At 38.3% G+C, this 22134-nt stretch carries 16 protein-coding genes; 12 read left to right on the top strand and 4 right to left on the bottom strand.

Annotated features, from left to right (window positions below; genetic code table 11):
* Positions 1 to 10 precede the first annotated feature (10 nt).
* From FLEMA_RS0101635 to FLEMA_RS0101625, 3 genes are all read right to left on the bottom strand, one after another.
* Positions 11 to 1327, bottom strand: a complete 1317-nt coding sequence (locus FLEMA_RS0101635; RefSeq protein ID WP_044170469.1) for a c-type cytochrome — start codon at positions 1325 to 1327, stop codon at positions 11 to 13.
* A gap of 66 nt (positions 1328 to 1393) precedes the next feature.
* Positions 1394 to 2809 carry a cytochrome c gene (locus FLEMA_RS0101630; protein ID WP_026993948.1) on the bottom strand — a complete coding sequence of 472 codons (1416 nt, stop codon included), beginning with the start codon at positions 2807 to 2809 and terminating at the stop codon, positions 1394 to 1396.
* Between the two features lie 196 nt (positions 2810 to 3005).
* Positions 3006 to 3455 carry a hypothetical protein gene (locus FLEMA_RS0101625; protein WP_026993947.1) on the bottom strand — a complete coding sequence of 150 codons (450 nt, stop codon included), beginning with the start codon at positions 3453 to 3455 and terminating at the stop codon, positions 3006 to 3008.
* Positions 3456 to 3985: 530 nt separating this feature from the next.
* Between FLEMA_RS0101625 and FLEMA_RS75845 the strand changes: the two genes are divergently transcribed.
* From FLEMA_RS75845 to katG, 8 genes are all read left to right on the top strand, one after another.
* The gene (locus FLEMA_RS75845; protein WP_052353909.1) at positions 3986 to 4891 is read left to right on the top strand and encodes an AraC family transcriptional regulator; all 906 of its coding nucleotides are present in this window, start codon (positions 3986 to 3988) and stop codon (positions 4889 to 4891) included.
* Positions 4892 to 5057: 166 nt separating this feature from the next.
* On the top strand, positions 5058 to 6095 hold the full coding sequence (locus FLEMA_RS67170) for an efflux RND transporter periplasmic adaptor subunit (protein ID WP_081681234.1): 1038 nt from the start codon (positions 5058 to 5060) through the stop codon (positions 6093 to 6095).
* 38 nt (positions 6096 to 6133) lie between these two features.
* Positions 6134 to 9256 carry an efflux RND transporter permease subunit gene (locus FLEMA_RS0101605; protein ID WP_174395944.1) on the top strand — a complete coding sequence of 1041 codons (3123 nt, stop codon included), beginning with the start codon at positions 6134 to 6136 and terminating at the stop codon, positions 9254 to 9256.
* Between the two features lie 143 nt (positions 9257 to 9399).
* On the top strand, positions 9400 to 10683 hold the full coding sequence (locus FLEMA_RS0101600) for a TolC family protein (RefSeq protein ID WP_026993945.1): 1284 nt from the start codon (positions 9400 to 9402) through the stop codon (positions 10681 to 10683).
* On the top strand, positions 10684 to 11301 hold the full coding sequence (locus FLEMA_RS0101595) for a TetR/AcrR family transcriptional regulator (RefSeq protein ID WP_026993944.1): 618 nt from the start codon (positions 10684 to 10686) through the stop codon (positions 11299 to 11301).
* A gap of 132 nt (positions 11302 to 11433) precedes the next feature.
* A complete protein-coding gene (locus tag FLEMA_RS0101590) occupies positions 11434 to 13776 on the top strand; it encodes a GAF domain-containing protein (protein ID WP_026993943.1) in 2343 nt (780 codons plus the stop codon).
* A 116-nt stretch (positions 13777 to 13892) separates the two neighbouring features.
* Positions 13893 to 14150, top strand: a complete 258-nt coding sequence (locus FLEMA_RS0101585) for a hypothetical protein (RefSeq protein ID WP_026993942.1) — start codon at positions 13893 to 13895, stop codon at positions 14148 to 14150.
* A gap of 570 nt (positions 14151 to 14720) precedes the next feature.
* Positions 14721 to 16970, top strand: a complete 2250-nt coding sequence (katG, locus tag FLEMA_RS0101580) for a catalase/peroxidase HPI (RefSeq protein ID WP_026993941.1) — start codon at positions 14721 to 14723, stop codon at positions 16968 to 16970.
* Between the two features lie 204 nt (positions 16971 to 17174).
* On the opposite strand, the gene FLEMA_RS0101575 is transcribed toward katG, so the two are convergent.
* Positions 17175 to 18089 carry a ClpXP adapter SpxH family protein gene (locus FLEMA_RS0101575; RefSeq protein WP_026993940.1) on the bottom strand — a complete coding sequence of 305 codons (915 nt, stop codon included), beginning with the start codon at positions 18087 to 18089 and terminating at the stop codon, positions 17175 to 17177.
* Positions 18090 to 18354: 265 nt separating this feature from the next.
* Here FLEMA_RS0101575 and FLEMA_RS0101570 point away from each other — a divergent pair, with 265 nt between their 5' ends.
* The 4 genes from FLEMA_RS0101570 to FLEMA_RS0101555 all read left to right on the top strand — a co-directional run bounded on the left by FLEMA_RS0101570 (position 18355) and on the right by FLEMA_RS0101555 (position 22061).
* Positions 18355 to 18657 carry a winged helix-turn-helix transcriptional regulator gene (locus FLEMA_RS0101570; RefSeq protein ID WP_026993939.1) on the top strand — a complete coding sequence of 101 codons (303 nt, stop codon included), beginning with the start codon at positions 18355 to 18357 and terminating at the stop codon, positions 18655 to 18657.
* Positions 18658 to 18727: 70 nt separating this feature from the next.
* Complete coding sequence (locus FLEMA_RS0101565; RefSeq protein ID WP_026993938.1) at positions 18728 to 19408, top strand: response regulator transcription factor; 681 nt, start codon at positions 18728 to 18730, stop codon at positions 19406 to 19408.
* Positions 19408 to 20775 carry a HAMP domain-containing sensor histidine kinase gene (locus tag FLEMA_RS0101560; protein WP_026993937.1) on the top strand — a complete coding sequence of 456 codons (1368 nt, stop codon included), beginning with the start codon at positions 19408 to 19410 and terminating at the stop codon, positions 20773 to 20775. Before FLEMA_RS0101565 ends, FLEMA_RS0101560 begins: the two co-directional genes overlap by 1 nt.
* Positions 20776 to 20885: 110 nt before the next feature.
* Positions 20886 to 22061: an efflux RND transporter periplasmic adaptor subunit gene (locus tag FLEMA_RS0101555; RefSeq protein WP_052353908.1), complete on the top strand. Its 1176-nt coding sequence runs from the start codon at positions 20886 to 20888 to the stop codon at positions 22059 to 22061.
* Positions 22062 to 22134: the final 73 nt, after the last annotated feature.

The following is a 22134-nucleotide window of genomic DNA, read 5'->3' as shown; positions in this document are numbered from 1 at the left end:
TATGTCAAGGTTATTGTTTGAGAATATAGGCCGAAACATCTTTTATTTCTTGTTCTGAAAGACCCAATGCTGGCATTTGAGGATAATCGGGGCGTTTTTTGCCTGGTTTTTGAATCCAATCGTGCAAACCTTTTTCATTGCCTTTATAAATACTTACCATTTCATGTACAGAAGGCCCTACAATTTTGGTATCTATCGCATGGCAAGCACTACATTTTGTTGTAAAAACGGCTTCGCCAGTAGCCGCAACAACAGTTTTTTTGTCAGGGTTGTTGGCTTCGGCAGTAGCCTTTGCCACTTCTTTTTGAAAATCAGCCGTTTTCTGAGCCATTAATTTTTGATGAGGCTCTAATGCTGTAGCACGGTAAATATGCCTTCCCGAGCCCATAAATACTACCGTTACGGTAAGCATCAAAGCCACTTTCCAGAAATTTTTGTCAATCTCTTCGACTTTGCCTGTAATACCCTTCCACATCCAATAAAGGGCAGGTAGGGCAAAGGCTGCTCCTATCAGAATAGTAAAAACCAAATGCCAGCTCATGCCTTTGGTGGGCAAGGTTAATAATACAACTGGCCCAATCAAAAACTGAATGACAGAGGCCACAAAAGTTAATGAATAGGCTTTTTTACGAATCTCGTAACGGGTCAATACGCGAAAAGTCTGTTCAAACTCGTAGTTTTTTCGACCAAAATACCAAAAAACAAATAGCCCTGTAATACCTAATGAAGCAAAAATAAAATGCAAGTACCGTGGAAATACATTGGGCAAAAGCAATGCTTCAACAAACCCATGAATGGTATTCCATTTTTCTGGAAACAACATGAGGTTGATATTGGTAAGGAAAATAAACGGAATAAATAAAAAAACCAGTACAGCAATAGCCATAATGCTGATATGCAATGGTTTATTATTCTCTAGGATTTCCCACGAATATTTATGTGCATAAGTCAGTAAAAAAGCCACCGTCACCAAAGGAATAATGGCAATCCAGAACAACCCAGTAAGGGCGTTGGCCGAATAAAAATAAACCGTATAAAGTGTATTGATAGTAAGCAATGGAGCAACACCCAATACCACAGCCAAGCTTTTGTTGACGGTGATTGTCTGGGCAATTTCATGTGCTAAAATATCATAGTCAGGCTCTTTTCGGCCTTTTATTTCGCTCCAAAGGGTCAAAATACTACCCCCAACCATCAAATTAACAAAAATAAGATGGCACAAAAACGAAAAAACCAATAGTATCACCAAAAGCCAGTGGGGCAAAGGTAATGCCAAAGGCAAGTCTCTAGGAATGGGCGTTTGCAATAAAATATGTTGTAATATCATGATAATATTCTTAGATTAAAATTGAACATCCTATTGTAACAAACTAACAATAAGCTTTTTAAATAATTATTGAACACTGGCAATACCTCTTTCTTGTACCCCTTCCGACGGTACACGTTGGGCTTGTATATGCTTGATGTATTCTACCAAAGCCCCTAGTTCTTTTTCATTACCAGGAAAAGGAGGCATAAAATAGCGAGCGTTTTCGATATGGGCAATGTAGTTTTTCATCAAGTCGGGGTTGAGTGGTTCACCGTTTTTGATGCTATACATATTTTCAAATTTTTCTACGACCGAGTTTATACCATTGGTAGTATGACACCGACTACAAGCCAATAAAAAAACTTGTTCGCCTGCCACCAGTTTGTTGGCTTCTGTAACTTCTTTTACAGGCGAAAAAACAGCATGTGCCAATAGGCCATCTCGTTTATACAAAGGATAATCCTCTTTTCGTAAAGTATTGGAATACATATAATTACCTATCACGTAAGGCTTTCTGATAAACTCCCGAATACGCTCAAAAATACCAGCAAAGCCCAGCATTCCTATTACTGGAACAATATACAATACCTTGGGAAGCTTAATTTGGGGCTTGAAATAAGTAAACCCTGCTACAATGAGTACCGAGCCCAAAGCTCCCCAAATAAATTTTACCAAGAGGTCATACCACAACTGGAAGTCCATTGTACCCACAGCTACAGGCAAGTTACCTATCATCAAATGCGGTATACGGCTATGATACCAAAAAGCCGCCACCGCCGTAAATGGTGTAGCTATTAACATCCATTTGGCTATAGCCCGGCTTGCATCTTGTCGGATTTCGGTGTCCTTTTTGGTAAAAAGTAAACATAAAAATAAGGCAATAGAGCCGCCCATTAGTGCTGCCAGAGGTGTTCGGAAGGCTAATTGTGGTAAGTAAATAGGGTTTGTAAAACCCGATACAAACGTTTTGTTTTCGACCCAACTACCAGTATCCATCATAAACCCCAGAATAGATACAATAATCGACATAGTAACCCATGAAAAAATACTAAGCGATGCCCCCAATTTGATATGTTTAGCTTTGGCCTTGATACTTTTCAGGGATTTTTTCCAAGACAAATAATAAATCAGAATCAAGACAACCTCCGTAACAAAAACCATCCATTCAACAAACCAAGCTCCATAAAAAACCCGAATAAGCGACCCAATAGAAGCAGGGTTTACCAATGACGACGCAAACCAAATACCCACACCCGTCATTGCTCCGATGGTAGTAGTAATAATAAAGGCTACTGTCATAAGATGATACGCTAGCTTGTCCCAACTAGTATTGGTAATTTCGCTTTGACCACCTTTTTTGTAACCAATGTATTCGAGCCATGTAACCAACGGAATAAAACCTACTGCCAAGCCGTGGTTAATCAGCACGTGTAAAACAGCGATAATGGCAATCAATAGCCTATCGCCCATAAAATCTAAATGAAATATGGGAAAATCCATGATGAATCTTTTGTTTAAAAACCCTATAAATTGTAGTTAAAATCAATAATAAGGCACACCGATTGGGGTTGTCATCGTAGCAGATACAACAGCTTAGAAGGGTACAGCACAATGCCATTGAGGCAATATATTTCGAGCTATCAAGCCAAAGGCTTATAGATGAGTACTGTACACAAAATAATGACCAAGAATGTGCCTAAGAAAAATACGATTGCCTTTGTGGCGGGTGAGGGATTTTTTGCTTATGAAGCCGATGATAAAAATTGATATAACTAAATAAAGATTGATGTTCTAGTTCGTCAAAATGGCAAGAAGGTATTTCGATACCGATTTTTTCTACAAAAAGATTGAACGTTACAACAATATTACTGCTAGAGCTTGGTTTTTCTGGCGTATTATTTTCTACCGAAAGGTTCAGGATTGTCTTTACTTTTTGCTTCCAAACTTGATGCGTTGACACAATCTCCGTTTCGGCTTTTAACAATCCTTGGCTAAACTCGTCATGAGCCGATATTGACAACGCCAAAAGGTGAATGATTAATCCTTGGGCGGCCATAATACATACAATAGCCACCAAAACGGCATTGCGTGCTTGACGAGCCTTTTGGGGATTGAGCTTACCGATATGATATTGGAGTCCAAACATAAAATAAATCAATGTGGCAAAGATACCTTACAAATAACAATTATTACTATTATGGTTAGTCAAAAATGAATAGACTATAGTATAGGCCGACAAAATATGCCAACGATAAACTCCTTCTTGTACCGATTTTTCTATTTTGTATCAGTACTGTCTACAAGCTTAATCAATATTATGGGGTATCGCTACAACAGAATTATTGGTTTATTATTTGCACAATACTTGTTTTGAATGCCCCACAAACACATACGTATAGTTATCATAGTTAGTACGCTTTAGTGTCATGACATTGAGATTAATAAGAAAACGGGATTATTTATTTGGGGTGTCAAATAAACTACAGATACGGCGATTTGAGCCTAAAAATTGATTATCATTGCACAGATTATTCATCTAAAAAATATAGTAATAGACCCAATCCTAAAAATTCAAAATACCATAAGCACTTATTATTTATAAATAAAATTATACCTTTGCCATTGGATACTCGCCTACTTTCAATATACAATTTACCATCCCTAATTTATATTTCCATGAAACCCAAAGGAGAGAATACCCCCGTCTATAAAATGGCTGATTTATTTATAGACCCTGTATTTGAAGGGTATAATACTGAAGATTTCAGCATCAATATCAATTGCCCTATTATAGAGCACGAAATATATAAGAAACATTTTCGTACCGACTGCTTCCTTATATTTGTAGTATTACAGGGTGAGCTAACCCTCAATATTAATTTACAAGAATATAGAATCGAGAAAAATGATATAGTTGTTACGACTCCCAACGATCTAAAACGGTCTAATTATAACAATAATACCCAAGTATTAATATCAGGTATAGCTTTTACGGCAAATTTTATGACCAAAGCAATCGATATGGTAAAAAACCTCCCTGAGGTATTTAGCTATTTATCGTATCAGCTCACACCGCATTGGAGTCTTGATACCAAAGATGCCAATACCGTCAAAAAACTAATGCTTCAGATTTCAGAGCGTTATACCACCCTAAACGAACATCCTTTTGGCAAAGAATTATTCTATTCTACCTTTAATATTTTTATGTATGAATTGGCAGGATTTGCCAAAAAATACTCCAATTTTAAAAACCCCAATTTGTCGAGAAAAGAAAATTTAGTCATGAATTTTGTAACGCTATTACAAAAACAAGCCAAATTTCAGCGAAATGTACAGGCTTACGCGTCTCAATTACATATTACACCCAAATACCTTACCGAAACGGTCAAAGAAATATCAGGAAAAAGTGCTGGTGAAATTATCGACGATTTTGTGATTCAAGAAGCCAAATTATTGCTGAGCGACTCCAACCTGAGTATTGCCCAGATTGCCGAAGAGCTTCGTTTTAGTGACCAATCATTCTTTGGAAAGTTTTTTAAGAGACACACAGGGATTTCTCCAAAAGAATATCGTAAATTATAATGACCTACAACTACATTTTTGGCTCTTTTTTCGGATTATTTTTAGTATAAAAGACTACAGCCGACTTTTTGACCAATCTTGCCGAATTCTCGACCTTTTTAAAAGCTACTTGGTATATCATCTTTGCAATGTCAAGTTCAAGTATCTTTTAAACACGAAAATCCCTATGATAAAGTCAAGTCTAGTACAGGCTTTCCCCCTGCTAGTGACCGCCCTGATGTTGTCGGCCTGTGATAACAAACCAACCGAAACGCAAGATAAACCTCAACCCGTTAAAGTAACTACCCAGCAGGTACAACAAATCAATAGCCTCCAAAAGCTAACATATTCGGCTACTATTGAGCCCGATATTACTACCAAAATAGGCTTTGCGGTTTCGGGAGTTATCAATAATGTAACGGTAAAAGAAGGTCAGTTTGTAACACAAGGCCAGCTTTTGGCCAGTATAGATGCCACCGAATATGAGAATGCTTTGATTATTGCCAATGCAGGCCTCGAACAAGCCGAAGATATGTATCAAAGGCTCAACGAACTTTATCAAAAAGGTAGCCTTCCAGCCAAAGATTATATCGATATTAAAACAAAATTGGCTCAGGCAAAAGCTAGCAAAAGTATTAATAACAAGCACATTGCCGATAGCAAATTGTACTCGCCAATGTCGGGTATTATTACCGAAAAACTCATAGAACGTGGTAGTATGGCAGCACCAGGAATACCAGCATTTACGATTATCAAAACCGACAAGGTATATGCCAAAATTACAGTACCAGAAAATGAAATTGGCAATTTTAAAAAGGGAATGCTCACAACTGTGTTTATTCCTACCCTCAACGACTCGGTACGAGGTGTAATTTCTATCATCAATCCTCAGGCAGATGCCGCTTCTAAAACCTATTCTGCTAAAATTCAATTGAATAACCCTAGCCAAAACCTATTGCCAGGGATGATTGCCAATGTCGAAATCAATCCTAATAAGTACGTTCCCGTACTAACTATTCCAGCTACAGCGGTGGTCAGAGATGCCGACGACCTTACTTATGTATTTGTTATAAACGCCGACAAAAAGGCCATCAAAAAACGTATCGTAGTAAGCAGCCTTATTGGCAATAAAGAAGCAATTGTAAAAGATGGGCTAGATAAAAGTGACCTAATTGTTGTTGAAGGGCAAACCCAGCTCAGAGACGGAGCTTTAGTAAACTTTTAAAATAAAACGTTGGTGTCAGTTTTTAGCAAAAAAATACAATGGAAAAGCGAAAGATAAATTTTATTGAAGCTGCAATGAGGTACAAGGAAGTAACGATTGTTATCACCTGCCTGTTATTGATATTCGGCTATTATTCTCTTCGGAATATGCCTCGTGCCGAAGACCCCAAAATAGATACGCCCGTAGCCATGGTGTATGCTTTTTACCCTGGGGCCAACGAGGTACAAATGGAAAAACAAGTAACCAATAAAATTGAACAATATTTGTTTTCTTTTGAAGAAGTTAATAAACAAAAAACCAAATCACAAACCCGAGATGGACAGGTTTTTATTACCATCGAACTCCATACTCGTATAAAAGATAGAAAGAAGTTTTGGGCAACATTACAACACGGCCTCAACACTACCCTAAGGTCAAATATTCCATCGGGAGTAATTGGGCCAGTAGTTAATAGCAACTTTGGTGATGTAACCGCTCAAATCATTGCCGTATCTTCTGCTACAAGAAGTTATGCCGAACTAGAACAGTACCTCGACAAAATGGAAGATGCCCTCAAAACCATTCCTGAGGTATCTAAAATCAATAGGTCGGGCGGACAAAAGCAACAAATTTATGTTACGGTAGACGACCAAAAAATGCAGCAATATGGCTTTGATCTAGGCACTATCGTAAAAACCTTGCAGGCACAAAACATTACAGGGTATTCGGGCGAGCTAACTATCAGCAAAAATACCATTCCTGTTTTTACCAATAGTCAGTTCAAAACACAAGCCGATATTGCTAATCAAGTGATTTATACCACGCCCGATGGCGTTGTAGTACGGCTCAAGGATGTCGCTAATATAGAAAGACGTTATGAAGAAGAGTCGTCTTATATCCGTATTGGAAACGATAAAGTAATGTTGATTTCAACAGAAATGCAGCCAGGAAACAATATTGTGGCTTTTGGAGATAAAGTAGACGAAAAACTCCAAGAACTCCAAAAAACCTTTCCTGAAGACATCAAAATCGAAACCATTGTTAATCAGCCCCAAGTAGTAGAAGAAAGTATCAGCCATTTTATGGTCGAGTTTGGTATGGCTATAGCCTCGGTAATTATTGTTGTAATGTTGCTATTACCATTTAGAATGGCCGCCGTATCGTCGATTGCAGCACCTATTGCTATTCTGATTACTTTTGGTTTGATGAATATCATTGGGGTCGAATTACATCAGGTTTCGCTTGCTGCCCTTATTATTGTGCTTGGGATGGTCGTCGACAATGCCATTGTTGTGGTAGATAATTATATCGAAAAACTCGATGAAGGCATTAGCCCTTGGACAGGTGCTTGGCAGGCTGCCACACAGCTTACGTTGCCTATATTTACGGCTACCCTAGCCATTATATTTGCTTTTGCACCACTGGCATTTTTTATGAATGGTATTGCCAAAGACTTTATGGCTTCGCTACCAATTACTGTAGCAGTAGCACTGATCACATCCATGCTAGTAGCCTTATTTTTAACACCTTACACGTGTTATGTATTTATCAAAAAAGGCTTGAAGCACAAGGTTTCTGACCGACCGCCCAAAAAATCACTGCTCGATAGGCTACAAAATGTATTCAATATAACCGTTGAGCTTTGTTTTCGCTGGCCCAAAACTACCATGCTAGGGGCTGCGTTAGCGGTTTTATTGGCCTTTTTTATTGGTGGAAAAGTAGACCAAGAGTTTTTTCCAACCAGCGAACGAAACCAATTTAATATTGAAGTTTGGATGCCCGATGGGTCGTCTCTTTCCGAAACCGACAATGCCGTTAGGCGTGTAGAAGAAATCCTAAAAAAAGACAAACGTGTCGTAAGTGTCGCAAGTTTTATCGGAACAAGCTCACCTCGTTTCCAAACTTCGTATGCTCCCGAAATACCACGTAAAAATTTCGCCCAGCTTTTTATTACCACTACCAGTAATCAGGCTACCGACGATATTGTTCATCAATACCGTCCTAAGTTTGAAGGGTTTGTCAAAGATGGCTATGTAAGGTTTCGGCAATTAAGCTTTCAGGAAGGCTCTCCTATTGCTGTAAAAGTAATTGGTAATAATATCAACGACCAAAAACGTGTAGCCGAACAAATAGAACACATTTTGAAAGAAGCCAAAGGCACAAACTGGGTGCGTTCTGATTATGAAAATGATTATTTGGGTATTAGTCTCAATATAAAAGAAGACGTTGCGGCTCGTTTGGGTGTTCCTAATCAAGTAATTACCCAAACCCTAGGAGCTGGGCTAAAAGGTTATGCCGTATCTCAGCTATGGGAAGGCGACAAGCCTGTAGATATATTCCTCCGACTCGATGCCAACAACCGCAAAGATATAAATACCCTTGGCAATATCCATTTGGGTACTATGTATGGTGGAAAAGTACCCTTAAACGAAGTAGCCGAACTTACTCCTTCGTGGCACACAGGTGTAATTGCTCACCGCAATGGTATCCGAACGCTTACGGTTTTATCAGAAGCCCAAAACGGTATTCGAGCATCCAATATTTTAAAAGAGGTTCAGCCCAAAATTGAAAAGCTTAATTTGCCCGAAGGCATTAGTATTCAGTACGGTGGCGACTATGAATCAAATGCCGAAAATACCCCTGGTATGCTCACAGCCTTGGGTGTAAGTTTAATTTTGATTTTTGTTACACTATTATTTCAGTTCAAAAGCTTCGGAAAAACCCTTATTATTTTGGCCACTTTTCCACTAAGCTTACTGGGGGCTTTCTTGGGGCTGTATGTTACCAACAACCCTATCGGTATGACAGCCTTTATGGGAGTAATTAGTCTTATTGGTATTGTAGTACGAAACGGCATTATCCTTGTCGACTACGCCGACGAGCTTGTCCTCGAACACGGCTATACCATCAAAGCGGCTGCCCTAGCTTCGGCCAAACGCCGAATGCGACCTATATTTCTTACATCGGCCGCCGCCGCCGTGGGGGTTGTGCCAATGATTGTAGGCAAGTCGCCACTCTGGGCTCCTCTTGGCAGTGTATTGGCGTTTGGTCTTATTATTTCTATGGTACTTACCTTATTTGTTATTCCTGTTCTGTATTACAAATTTGTAAAACCTGAGCCAGAACCCCAAGATTTGGCCGATGCTACCGTAGAAATCCAATATAAGCCAGAGCATCACTAAACAACAACACGAGTACAATACAGGTAATTGGGGGCATTGTAGAGAGCGAAATATTGATGAGGAGTCAACAACCTTGGTTAGTTGAGAATGCCCCCTCATATACCTACCAACAATAGCATTTGATAAAAACAAAAAGCAATAAGATGAATCTTATCAAGTATTGTAAAGCATTAGCCATAGTGGTAATAGCAGGATGGGCTTTACCCTGTGATGCCCAAACCACTACATTTTCTCTTCAAAATTGCCGAGAAATGGCCCTCACTCAGAACAAGAAAGTGAAGGCAGCACAATCGCAAATATCGGCAGCTAGAATGGCTAGCGAAGCCACCCAACTCAACGACCACCCATCGTTTGATGCCTCTATTTTGGGGCTTCACGTTGGCAGTCCACTTAGTAAATTACTACCAGTGGCCTCTCTCAATGGCTCTGTGTCGGCTACTCAGCCTATCTATGCAGGGGGCAAAATAAAACTCGGTAAAGATGCCTCTTCCAAAGCTGTAGAAATATCGGAAGGCCAAAAGGTAATGACCGAAGTAGACGTACTATTGGCAGTAGAAAGTGCCTACTGGCAAATTGTACAAGTAAAAGAAAAGGTTATTCTGGCCAACAAATACAAAGAAATGCTTCTGCAGCTTCGTACCGAACTAAAGAATGCTGTCGACGCAGGCCTTACCTATAAAAACGACTTGCTGAGGGTTGAAGTAAACCTCAACGAAGCCGAGCTAAATATTGCCAAAGCCAACGACGGTTTGGTATTGGCTAAATTTAACCTTGCTCAAATTATTGGCCAGCCCAACAATACCAACTTTAATATCGACGATTCGGTGGCAGGAAGTTTTAATGAAATAGCCGCTCAGCCACTCGACGGAATTGCCGAAAATCGCCCTGAAATTAATGTACTCAAAAAAGCAATCGCTATCGAGCAAATCCAAACACAATTAATACAAGCCGATATGAAACCTCAAGTTGGGTTATATCTGTCAGCCATGAGTGCTGTAGGAAAAAACGCCAATTTTACTGATGGAGGTAGCACATTACTTTCGTATTTTGGTTTATTCAATATTTCGATTCCTATTTTTGACTGGGGCAAAAATGCCAAAAAAGTAAAAGAACAAGAATTAAAAATACAAGCCAAACAATGGGAACTAGAAGAATCAAAAGAGTTAATCAATCTTCAGGTACAAAGTGCATGGCTACAGCTTAATCAATCTGTCAAAAAAATTGATTTGTCGGCCTATTCTATTAAACAAGCCGAAGAAAACCTTCGATTGGCCAACGACCGCTACAAAGCAGGAACTATTACAGGCAAAGACGTACTAGAGGCTCAGGTAATTTGGCAACAAGCCTATTCCAACAATATCGACGCAAAAGTAGAATACAAAATAAATATAGCAAACTATAAGAAAGCTATCGGCGAATTAAGATAAATGAAACCTAAACAAATCCATATTATCGAAACAGCAATAACCCTATTTGGCCAACAAGGCATTAGGGCTGTTACTATGGATGATATTACAGCCGAATGTGGGATTTCTAAAAAAACATTGTATCAATATTTTACCAATAAGAGTACACTCATCGAGTACGTAGTCAAGCATTTCGTAGGTAGCATTGAGCAACATATTAGGATTTGGCCCAATATTTCGCCTAATGCTATTTCCGAAATACGCTACTATTTCCAGTATACCGAAGCTCATTTATCGCTCATTACACCTAGGTTTATGAGCGATATACAACAATATTATAACACAGCATACCGTATTCTATTACAATATACCAACGAAAAATTACTTCCTTTTTTGGCAAGAAATATCGCTAGAGGGCAACACGAAAACCTGTATCGGATGGATATAGATGCCCATTTTATCGCAAAGCTGTATGGGTGGTTTATTCAAAAAATTTCTAGCGATATTTCGTTACAAATAGCAAAGGAACATCATAAATTTATTACTTGTGTCAATGAACTGTTTTTGTGTTCTATTCTTAATGGAAATGGGCGGAAAATGGCATTAAATAAAGAAAGCTCATCGCCCATTATTAAATAGGCATTCCATAACTGGAAAATTGAAAAACATCTGCTCGTTATTATATTTGGGAAATTATCATGTTCTTTATCTCTCTTTCGCCTAGTTACTAAAATACAATATTTATATTATGCTTCACAAAATAGAGATTGTATGAAAAATACAATATTAAAAATATCAGAGAATCGATTGATGCAAGCCATGCCTCAAATGAATCTTTCTTTTGGGCCATTTATCAAGTACCTTGAAAAGTTTACTACCGAAGAGTCGTCTTATAAGGCATCGCAATATTATTCGCTTTTGACCTATATCCGCCAACACGATATACCCAGCCATGATATAACAATTCATGAAGCACAGCAATACGAAACCTTATTGGAATACCTCTATTCGCTTCTTTCGCCCCCATTAGTTCCTGAAAAACTTTTGGTTTGGGGAATATCGCCCCCCATGTCGCCTTCTATTTTTTATGGAACAGACCTCATCTATGATCTTTTTGAAAAAGATTGGGACAATTTGTCTTATTCACCAATAGGAGGTGCAGAAGTCAAGGAGCAAGACGAAATATTGCATGTTACGTATGCCCTTATTCTACAACGTTTATATGATTTTCAAGTACCTGTCAAAACAGCCAAATGTTATGCCCATACCAACAGCCAAACAGGGTTACAACACTTTTATGCTGTCGACCTAAACGTTGATTTTATTGAGGTTACCTGCCAAACAGAATTACCCAAGCTTGATTTTGGCAAACTCTATAATCACTTAAATTCAGAAGATTTTTTTGAAATACTCAAAAAAGAACTTCCACTCGACCTCTTCGTTTTGCGAGGTATTACCGTTATCAATGTGGTAGACGTAACAACACAAGTGGCTGTAGCACAAATCAAGGAAATTACCCAGAAACCTACCGATACCCTTGAAAATGAAAGCTACGATGAAGTGATTCAAGTACTGAAAATGTTGCTACAAAACAATACCATCGAATTTGACCTACTTCCTTTTTGTAGGGTCAATAATCAACTGGTAAAAAGTCATACCCAAACAGGTTCTGGTATTCTCCTTCAGGTGTGGGATTCGCAACTTGTACACGATAGCCCCTTGATTGATGCCTATGCAACCACGCCAACATTCTTGTTTTCGCCTGATATTTGGGATAATAACGAAAAAACCGTTGATACATTCGAGCCTTTCAGAAAGGCTAATGTTGGCTCTATAGCTCTGTTGCCTCTTTTTTACGATACTCAACCCGTGGGCGTTATTTGTATGCACACATGGAAAGGCCATACCTTCGACGAAAAAAAACTGTCGGCACTTGAATCGGTGCTTATGCCTATTGCACAGCTGTTCAAATCTCGCATAGATAAATTTAATCTCGCTTTAGATACCATTATCAAAGAACGCTTTACTTACATACACCCAACTGTACAATGGAAATTTAACGAAATAGCATGGCATTATTTATATCATAAAAAAAATCATACTACCGAAAACATAAGCCCCATTCGCTTCAGTGAGGTATTTCCTTTGTATGGTGCTATCGATATCAGAAACTCTACAGTAGAAAGAAACCTCGCCGAACAAGCAGATTTACAGTATCAGCTAGAACGCCTCTATGAGGTACTAACTACCGTGCAGTCTTATACGCATTCAGATACTTCCAGAACAATGCAAGAGTTACTCTTTACTTGTAAAAAATGGATAAAATTGCTTGCTGAAGAAAAGCTAGACAATAGCGAAAAAGGTAATTTAGAGTTTTTCTTGAATACCGATAGTACCGATTACCTCCATCATATTGCTCAACAAGAACCCCTCATTCGGGAAGATATTGTCGAATACCTACAGGCTCTACAAGATAAGCAAGGGCTATTTTACCAAAATCGACAACAACTAGAATATTCTATGCAACAAATCAATATAAGCCTTAATGAATATCTAGAAGCTGAAACAAAAACCATCCAAAAGCATTATCCTTTTTACTTTGAAAAGTTTCGTACCGATGGCATAGAATACGACATATATATTGGGCAGTCAATTGCTCAAGGAAAAACTTTTACACGCTTTCATTTGAAGGATATTCGCCTCTGGCAGCTTTCGTCGATGATAGCTATGGCCAAAATCACCCAGCAATTGGTCGAAAAATTACCTAAACCTCTTTATACTACCCAACTAATATTTATTCATAATCATCCAGTAGATATTTGTTTTAGAGAAGATGAAAAAAGATTTGATGTAGAAGGTGCTTATAATATACGATACCAAATGGCCAAAAAAAGAATCGATAAGGTACACATAGACGGCACAGGCGAGCGGCTCACTCAGCCCAATACAATAGCCCTTATCTATTCTCACAAAAAAGATTTGGTCGACTATTTACCTTTTATTAAGTATTTGCAAGAAACCAAGCAGCTCGAAGCGTCGCTCGAAGACCTTGCCCTCGAAGAAATGCAGGGGCTTAGTGGGCTTCGTGCCATTAGGGTAAGGGTTGTATATTAAAAAATCCAGAGAAGCACCTTCCAATCTACTTGGTGCTTTATAAAACGTATCCTTGATCAAATGACCTAGTTAATTACACTATTCCTTCATATTTAGACACACAACGTACTGTAATTATGACAACAATATGCTATAATCCAACTTTGATAGGCAATATCTTGTTGCTAAAGCCTCAAAAGCTATTAAAAACACAAAATAGGCATATCAAGAAGTGTCTTAACCCAATAGACTCTGTAATAGAATGGACGATAGATTGGGACGACCCCGACAGAATCATCAGGATAGTTTTATCTGTCAGCCCAGAACAAATAAGTAATCAGATTATTGATTGCCTTCGAGAAAAGGCGATTTATACCGTAATTTTTCAAGATTAACCTAATTGCCCCCCCCTACTACACATACATTAGGCACAAGGTACACCTGTTTACAGTCTGAAAACCCTTTGTGTCTAATGGCTATTCGTCCAAAAACATTTCTTTACTTCCCTATATTTCAACATAATTATTAGTTTTTCAACAACTAATGCTATCGTTTACTATTGACCAATTTTCAATAATAATAAGCTATATTTTTAGATCGAACTGATACACAGCTGTATAACGTTGAAAGCTATGTTGAGGATATTTTCAGAAGGTGATATATAGACAAAAACTATGTTATTATAAAAACTATCGATTTGACTTATATTAAATCTTCTTGTAATTTTGAGAATATAATATTAAAAAATTTATATATAATCTCTGATTTTTTATTTATAACTTAATGCAATAAAGCAAAAAATATCTGACCGAAGAGTTTATCTTCAACAACAATAGGCAATTCTTTCGATGATAGTTTAGCAATAACAGAGAACCAATCATCTAACCACTCATTTGCTTAATACATTATCAAAACTCAATTAGTAATTATATTTATTATTATAAGTAATTAAAAAAAACTACAAAATGGAACAACATTCATCTTCTCACGCATCACACAATGGCTCTAATGGTGAAGCCAAATGCCCATTTAATCATGGAGCGAGTGGTACAACAATTAAACAAAGTGCTGGCGGTGGTACAAGAAACCATGACTGGTGGCCAAATCAGTTAAGATTAAATATTCTTCGTCAGCACTCTTCATTATCGAATCCGATGAATGAGGACTTCAATTATGCAGAAGAGTTTAAATCGCTTGACTTTGCAGCCTTGAAACAAGATGTTTTAGACTTGATGACTACATCGCAAGACTGGTGGCCAGCCGATTATGGCCATTATGGCCCATTCTTTATCCGTATGGCATGGCACAGTGCAGGTACATACCGTATTGCCGACGGTCGTGGTGGAGCTGGTGCGGGTACACAACGCTTTGCCCCATTGAATAGCTGGCCAGATAATGGTAACCTCGACAAAGCTCGTTTGTTGCTTTGGCCTATTAAACAAAAATATGGTAGAAAAATCTCTTGGGCCGACCTCATGATTTTGGCAGGTAACTGTGCTTTAGAATCAATGGGTTTCAAAACTTTTGGTTTTGGTGCTGGCCGTGAAGACGTTTGGGAGCCAGAAGAAGATATTTATTGGGGTGTAGAAGGAAAATGGTTGGATGACAAACGTTATTCAGGCGACCGTGAGTTAGAAAACCCGCTTGCAGCAGTACAAATGGGGCTTATTTATGTAAACCCAGAAGGCCCTAACGGAAACCCTGACCCAATTGCAGCAGCTCGTGATATTCGTGAAACATTTGCCCGTATGGCCATGAACGACGAAGAAACCGTAGCGTTGATTGCAGGAGGACATACTTTTGGAAAAGCACACGGTGCTGCCGACCCAAGTGTATATGTTGGTCCAGAACCAGCAGGAGCTAGTATTGAAGAACAAGGATTAGGCTGGAAAAATACCTACGGCACTGGTAACGCAGGCTATACTATTACAAGTGGCTTGGAAGGTGCTTGGAGTACCACCCCAACCAAATGGAGTAACAATTATTTTTGGAATTTATTTGGTTATGAATGGGAATTGACCAAAAGCCCTGCTGGAGCTCATCAATGGATTCCTAAACATGGCATGGGTGCCAACACCGTGCCCGATGCTCATGACCCTTCAAAACGTCATGCTCCAATCATGTTTACGACCGACATCGCCTTGAGAATGGACCCTATCTACGAACCAATATCAAGACGTTTCTTTGAGAATCCTGACCAGTTTGCTGATGCTTTCGCTCGTGCGTGGTTCAAATTAACTCACCGCGACATGGGGCCTAAAGTACGCTATATTGGGCCTGAAGTACCTGCTGAAGAGCTTATTTGGCAAGACCCTGTACCTGCGGTTGCTCATCCGTTGATTGACGAACAAGACGCAGCAGCCCTAAAAGCCAACGTATTGGCTTCTGGACTATCTATTGCTGAGTTGGTTTCTACGGCTTGGGCTTCGGCATCTACTTTCCGTGGTTCTGACAAGCGTGGTGGAGCAAACGGTGCTCGTGTTCGCTTGGCTCCTCAAAAAGATTGGGCGGTTAATAACCCTGCTCAATTGGCCAAAGTATTACAAACTCTTGAAAGTATTCAAGAAGAATTTAATAGCTCGGCTTCGGGTGGCAAACAGGTATCTATTGCCGATTTGATTATTTTGGCTGGAAATGCAGGTATTGAGCAAGCTGCCAAAAATGCTGGCTTCGATATTACTGTTCCATTTACGGCTGGTCGTACCGATGCCACACAAGAACAAACAGACGTAGAATCATTTGCGGTTCTTGAGCCAAACGCTGACGGTTTCCGTAACTACGTAAAAACAAAATATACTGTGTCGGAAGAAGAAATGCTTGTTGACAAAGCACAATTATTGACCTTGAATGTTCCAGAAATGGCAGTATTGGTAGGTGGATTGCGTGTACTTGATACTAACTTTGACCACTCAAAACATGGTGTATTTACCAAACGTGCTGGTTCTCTTACCAATGATTTCTTTGTAAACTTACTCGACATCACTACTACTTGGAGAGCTTCTTCCGACGCTCAAGATGTATTTGAAGGCCGTAACCGCTTTACAGGCGAACTCCAATGGACAGGTACTCGTACCGACCTTATCTTTGGCTCAAACTCTGAACTTAGAGCTATTGCTGAAGTTTATGGTTCTGCAGATTCGCAAGAGAAATTCGTTAAAGATTTTGTTGCTGCTTGGGCAAAAGTAACAAATCTTGATCGTTTTGACTTAGTATAGTTTTTTGATATATCAACGCTGTTTCAACTTATGGTTCAATTAGTTGGCGGGCTTATTCGCTAGTTATAAAAGTTCAAACAGCTTTATTGCAAAAAAAGCGGTAGATTATAAAATCCACCGCTTTTTTTATGATTAATTTTTATCAAGAGATTTATACAACATACTAATTGTTCGGTAAAGGTTCTGTAAAACTAACAATATCGCTTAGCGAATGCTCCAAATAGCTCCGTTTTTTGTCACATATTTTGTGAGCTTTTTTTCAGAAACAAGCTTATTTAATACTACTTCACTTTCATTTTTGGATAACCCCGACAATTCTGCAAACTCCTTACTCGTTAAGGTTGGATATACCCCAAACAAACCTTCCCACGAGGTATCATAACTCGCTTTGGTAGCACCAGCATAAGTACTAATAACAGCATTTTCAAACAAGCGGTAAGGTTTAAAACCAAATATTACTTGTTGATTATTCAAACTATCGGCAAAATACAAAGTAGGAAAACCTCTTACACCAAGTTTTTTGGCCAAAGCTAGGTCTTGGAGAAATAACTCTTTAGCACGGGTTTCATAATCTTTTTTCAACTGTATGGTATCCAGCCCTACCTGACTAGCGGCATCGCTTAGGTGTTCCCAGTATGTAATATTCTTTTTTTCTAGAAAAACCATTTCTCTTATTCTTCTCAAAAACTTAATAGCCTTTGTAATATCCTGCAATTGGGCAGCCTTAAACGCAATAGAAGGCGGATACGAAGAATGTAAAGGCTTTTCGAGCCAAACATCGCCATCAATAGGCATCTCATAATATTGGCTTACTTCGTCCCAGTGGTGTGCCACATCCGAAGGCTTGCTTATACCGCCATTATTATAGCTCCAATCGGGCAAAAGCCCCCCCATACGATAATCAATTTCTAGGTCATTGCCATATTCAAGTTTGAGTTTTCGCAGTTGAGGCTCAATACCCCAGCAAGAAGAACAAATAGGGTCGGTAAAATAAATAATCTTGATGGGCTTTTTTTGTGCCACTATATAAGTATTGTTATCTGTAGATGCTACCATTGGCATTTCACAAATCCCTGTTTCGGGGTCGCATAAAAGTGGATTATTCTTATTTTCTACCATTTCTTTTTTTGTTTGGGCTTGGCAAGCTAAGTTGACAAGTAGTACTCCAGTTAATATAATCTTTGGGTTCATTTAAAGTTCAAGAGGGTATTTGTGTGTCTAGCCTTGGAACATTTTATGGATTCTATCTGTTTTAATAACATTACAACCTATTAGCAGGATTATTCTTAGCATTCAATCGGTCTCCTTTATTTCTGAATATTACTTGCTAACTTCGCTACAAAATTGGAGACTTTAAAAGCACCAGTCAATTAGTCAGAAAATTATGACCTCAAAAAATACCACAGAACATTGTCCAGCAGAAGGACTTTTAAAGATGCTTTCAGGTAAATGGAAGCCTCAAATATTTCGTCTTGCCCTCGATGGTGCGGTACGTTTTAATTCACTATTACGCCAAATTGAAGGCTCAAATAAGCAGTCGATTGCGGTGGCCCTGAAAGAATTAGAAGAGCAAGGCTTGCTCGATAAAGTAGTGATAAAACTAAAACCTTTACATATTGAATATACTTTATCTGAAAAAGGCCAATCTTTAATACCTGTTTTTCGTCAATTAGAATCGTTATTATAACAGCATCAACCACATACAAACAACTGATTATAAGTATATTATACACAAATAATAAGTATACTATTGTGCTATGAAAATTCTAATTGTTGAAGATGATCAAAGAGTAGCCGAGCTTATTCAAAGAGGCTTGGAAGAACATGGCTTTATACCAACGGTAGCATACGATGGGCTATCGGGCAAAAAATTAGCCCTCAACAATCCGTACGACCTCATACTTACCGATATTATCTTGCCCAAAATAGATGGTCTTGATTTATGCAAACAAATTCGTGAAATTCAGCCCGACACGCCTATTCTTATTCTTACGGCACTGGGTACAACCGATGATAAAGTAGAAGGCTTTGACGCTGGTGCAGACGACTACCTAGTAAAACCTTTTGAAATGCGAGAGCTATTGGTACGGATTAGGGCTTTGCTAAAACGACAGCATTCGCACCAAAATACTATGGGTTTTTTGCTAAAATTTGCCGATTTAGAACTCAATCTACATACCAAATTGGTAAAAAGAAATGGCTCAGAGATTAACCTAACACCCAAAGAATTTAAGCTTTTGGAATATATGATGCAAAACCCCGACCGAGTTTTGTCGCGTATTGAGATTGCCGAAAAGGTTTGGGATACCCATTTCGACACAGGTACAAATTTTATTGATGTGTATATCAATTACTTACGCAAAAAAATTGATAAAGATTTTGACAAAAAGCTAATTCATACCAAATCGGGAATGGGCTTTATTTTGAAAGCTGAATAATGAAAGCCAAAACACGACTCACCCTTTTATTTACCCTCATTACTGCCACTATTTTATTGGTATTTGCTTTTATTATTTATTACTCAGCCAAAAAAAGCAGAGAAAATGAATTTTATGCCGTTCTAAAAAAAGAAGCTATTACCAAAGCTAATTTGTTTTTTAATGCCAAAGTAGATGCCAAAACCCTACAAGATATTTACCGCAACAACCGCCAAATATTGAATGAGGTTGAAGTGGCTATTTACGACACCAATTTTGTATTGCTGTATCATGATGCCCTCGACATTGATTTTGTCAAAGAAAATCGCCAGATGATAGACCAAATATCTCGGCATCATGAAATACAATTTTTTAAACAAAAATGGCAGGTTGTTGGGCTAGAACATCAGTTTGAAAATAAAACCTATATTATTACAGCAACGGCTTATGACCAATACGGCTACAAAAAACTCAATAGCTTACTGCAAAACAGTGCCATTGTATTTGTTATTGCTATCGTATTCATTTACTTGGCAGGGCTTTTTTTTTCTAAAAAAGCCTTTGAGCCTATCAAAGAAATGACAAATAAGGCCAAAAATATATCAGCAACTAACCTCGATTTGCGCCTCAATACCAATGGTAGCAAAGATGAACTTGGCGAGCTAGCCAATACTTTTAACGAAATGCTAAACCGACTTGAGAATTCGTTCGATACCCAAAAGCATTTTGTTTCTAATATTTCTCATGAAATACGAACACCCCTTTCGGCTATTATTACCGAATTGGAGCTATCGACCAACAAAAATCGCAATATTGAAGAATACAAGGTAGTAATACAAAATGTTCTGAGCGATGCCCGAAAGCTTGTGAAGCTATCCAATAGCTTACTCGACCTTGCCAAGGCCAGTTATGACCCTTCCAAAATTGCTTTTAAGGCTATTAGGGTTGATGAGGCTTTACTAGATGCACGACAACAAGTACAGCATGCAAATACCCACTACAAAATTGATATTCATTTTGAAGGTGACTTTGAAGACGACAGACATATTTCGATTAATGGCAATGAATACTTGCTAAAAGTAGCCTTTGCCAATTTGTTTGAAAACGGATGTAAATTCTCTGAAAATAAGCAATCTAAGGTTTCTGTGAGCTTTACAGATGAACATATTCTACTAGCTTTTTCTGATAAGGGAATAGGCATTTCGGCCAACGACCAGAAGAATATTTTTACACCTTTTTACCGAGGAAGTAACAAAATATATGCCGATGGCAATGGAATAGGGCTATCGCTAACCCAAAAAATTATCTTGCTTCATAAAGGCACTATTACTATAACATCCATGCCCAATTATGGTACTACTTTTACCATTACAATACCGCATATTTAATTGCTCTAATAAAATTCTAATTTTTTTCTAGTAGTTCTCTAACAGCCTTTTTAGTAATAGAATCGGACTTTTGTGCCTATTTATTTCTCATTACTAATCACCATAAAATTATGAATCAAGTATTTATCTATTTTGATAAAGGTATTGGCCAAAGGGCAAAGCCAATCTTTTCAAGCCTCTTTAAACAAAGCATTATACCATTACTTAGTTGTATCGTGTTGTTTTCTTGCCACCACCCCAAAGCGGTGCTAGAACAAAACAACTTTGAGCTTCAAGGCGATACCATTATAGTACCCAAACAGTCTACCATAGCCCCCAAACTAACAATACGGGCGATTCACACCGAACCCTACCGTTTTGAGCTTCTTACGGCTGGTACAGTAAAGGCTATTCCCAACCTATATGCTCAAATTGCTCCTCCTTTTGCGGGGCGAGTTACCAAAGTATTGCTAAAATTGGGAATGAAAGTACACGCAGGTACGCCTTTATTTGAGCTTACTTCTCGTGAGTTTATAGATGCTCAAAAGCTATTTTTCCAAGCTAAATCTGAATTACTAGCAGCCCAACTCACCCTAAAGCGTCAACAAGACCTGAAAAAAAATGAGGTAGGAACAGAACGAGATTTGGAAGAAGCCAAAACTAATTTTGAAATCAGAGAAAAAGAATACCAGAATGCCATTGCAAGTTTGAAGATATTTGGGGTCGATATCAACAAAATAATCATTGGCCAGCCCCTTGTTGTTACATCGCCTATTACTGGTGAAATTATCAGTAATACCGTAGTAATGGGACAATATATCAAGGCCGAAGACCCACCGTATGCTATTGTAGCAGAACTCAACAAAGTTTGGGTGGCAGGTATGGTTAAGGAAAAAGATATTCATTTTATCAATAAACTGGCTGGTGCTACAATCAATATAGCCGCTTTTCCTGAGAAAAAAATTATCGGCAAAATATTCCATGTAAACGAAATCGTAGATGAAGAAACCAGAAGTGTACAAGTTTTGATAGAATGCCCCAACAACGACCATATCCTAAAACCAGGAATGTATGTCAATGTAAACTTTATCAATACGCCTTCTACCAACCTCTTTGTTCCAGCCAAATCGGTGCTTCAATTCAACGACAAGAGTTTTGTATTTGTAGAAGTAGGCCAAGGAAAATACCTCAAAAGATTTGTAGAAACAGGTATTACCGACAATGGCCGTGTAGCGATTACAGTTGGCTTACACGAAGGTGAAAAAATCATTGAAGAAGGTGCATTTTATTTATTAGATGCTAAATAAATGTATCAGCGATAGGTCAAATATCATTTAATATCTGACCTATCAAATACATCATCATTACACTATTTTTTAG

It is taken from the genome of Flectobacillus major DSM 103 (assembly GCF_000427405.1).
GTDB lineage: Bacteria > Bacteroidota > Bacteroidia > Cytophagales > Spirosomataceae > Flectobacillus > Flectobacillus major.
The sequence above is the reverse complement of the archived record's forward strand: the minus strand, read 5'-3'. Positions and strand labels throughout refer to the sequence as shown.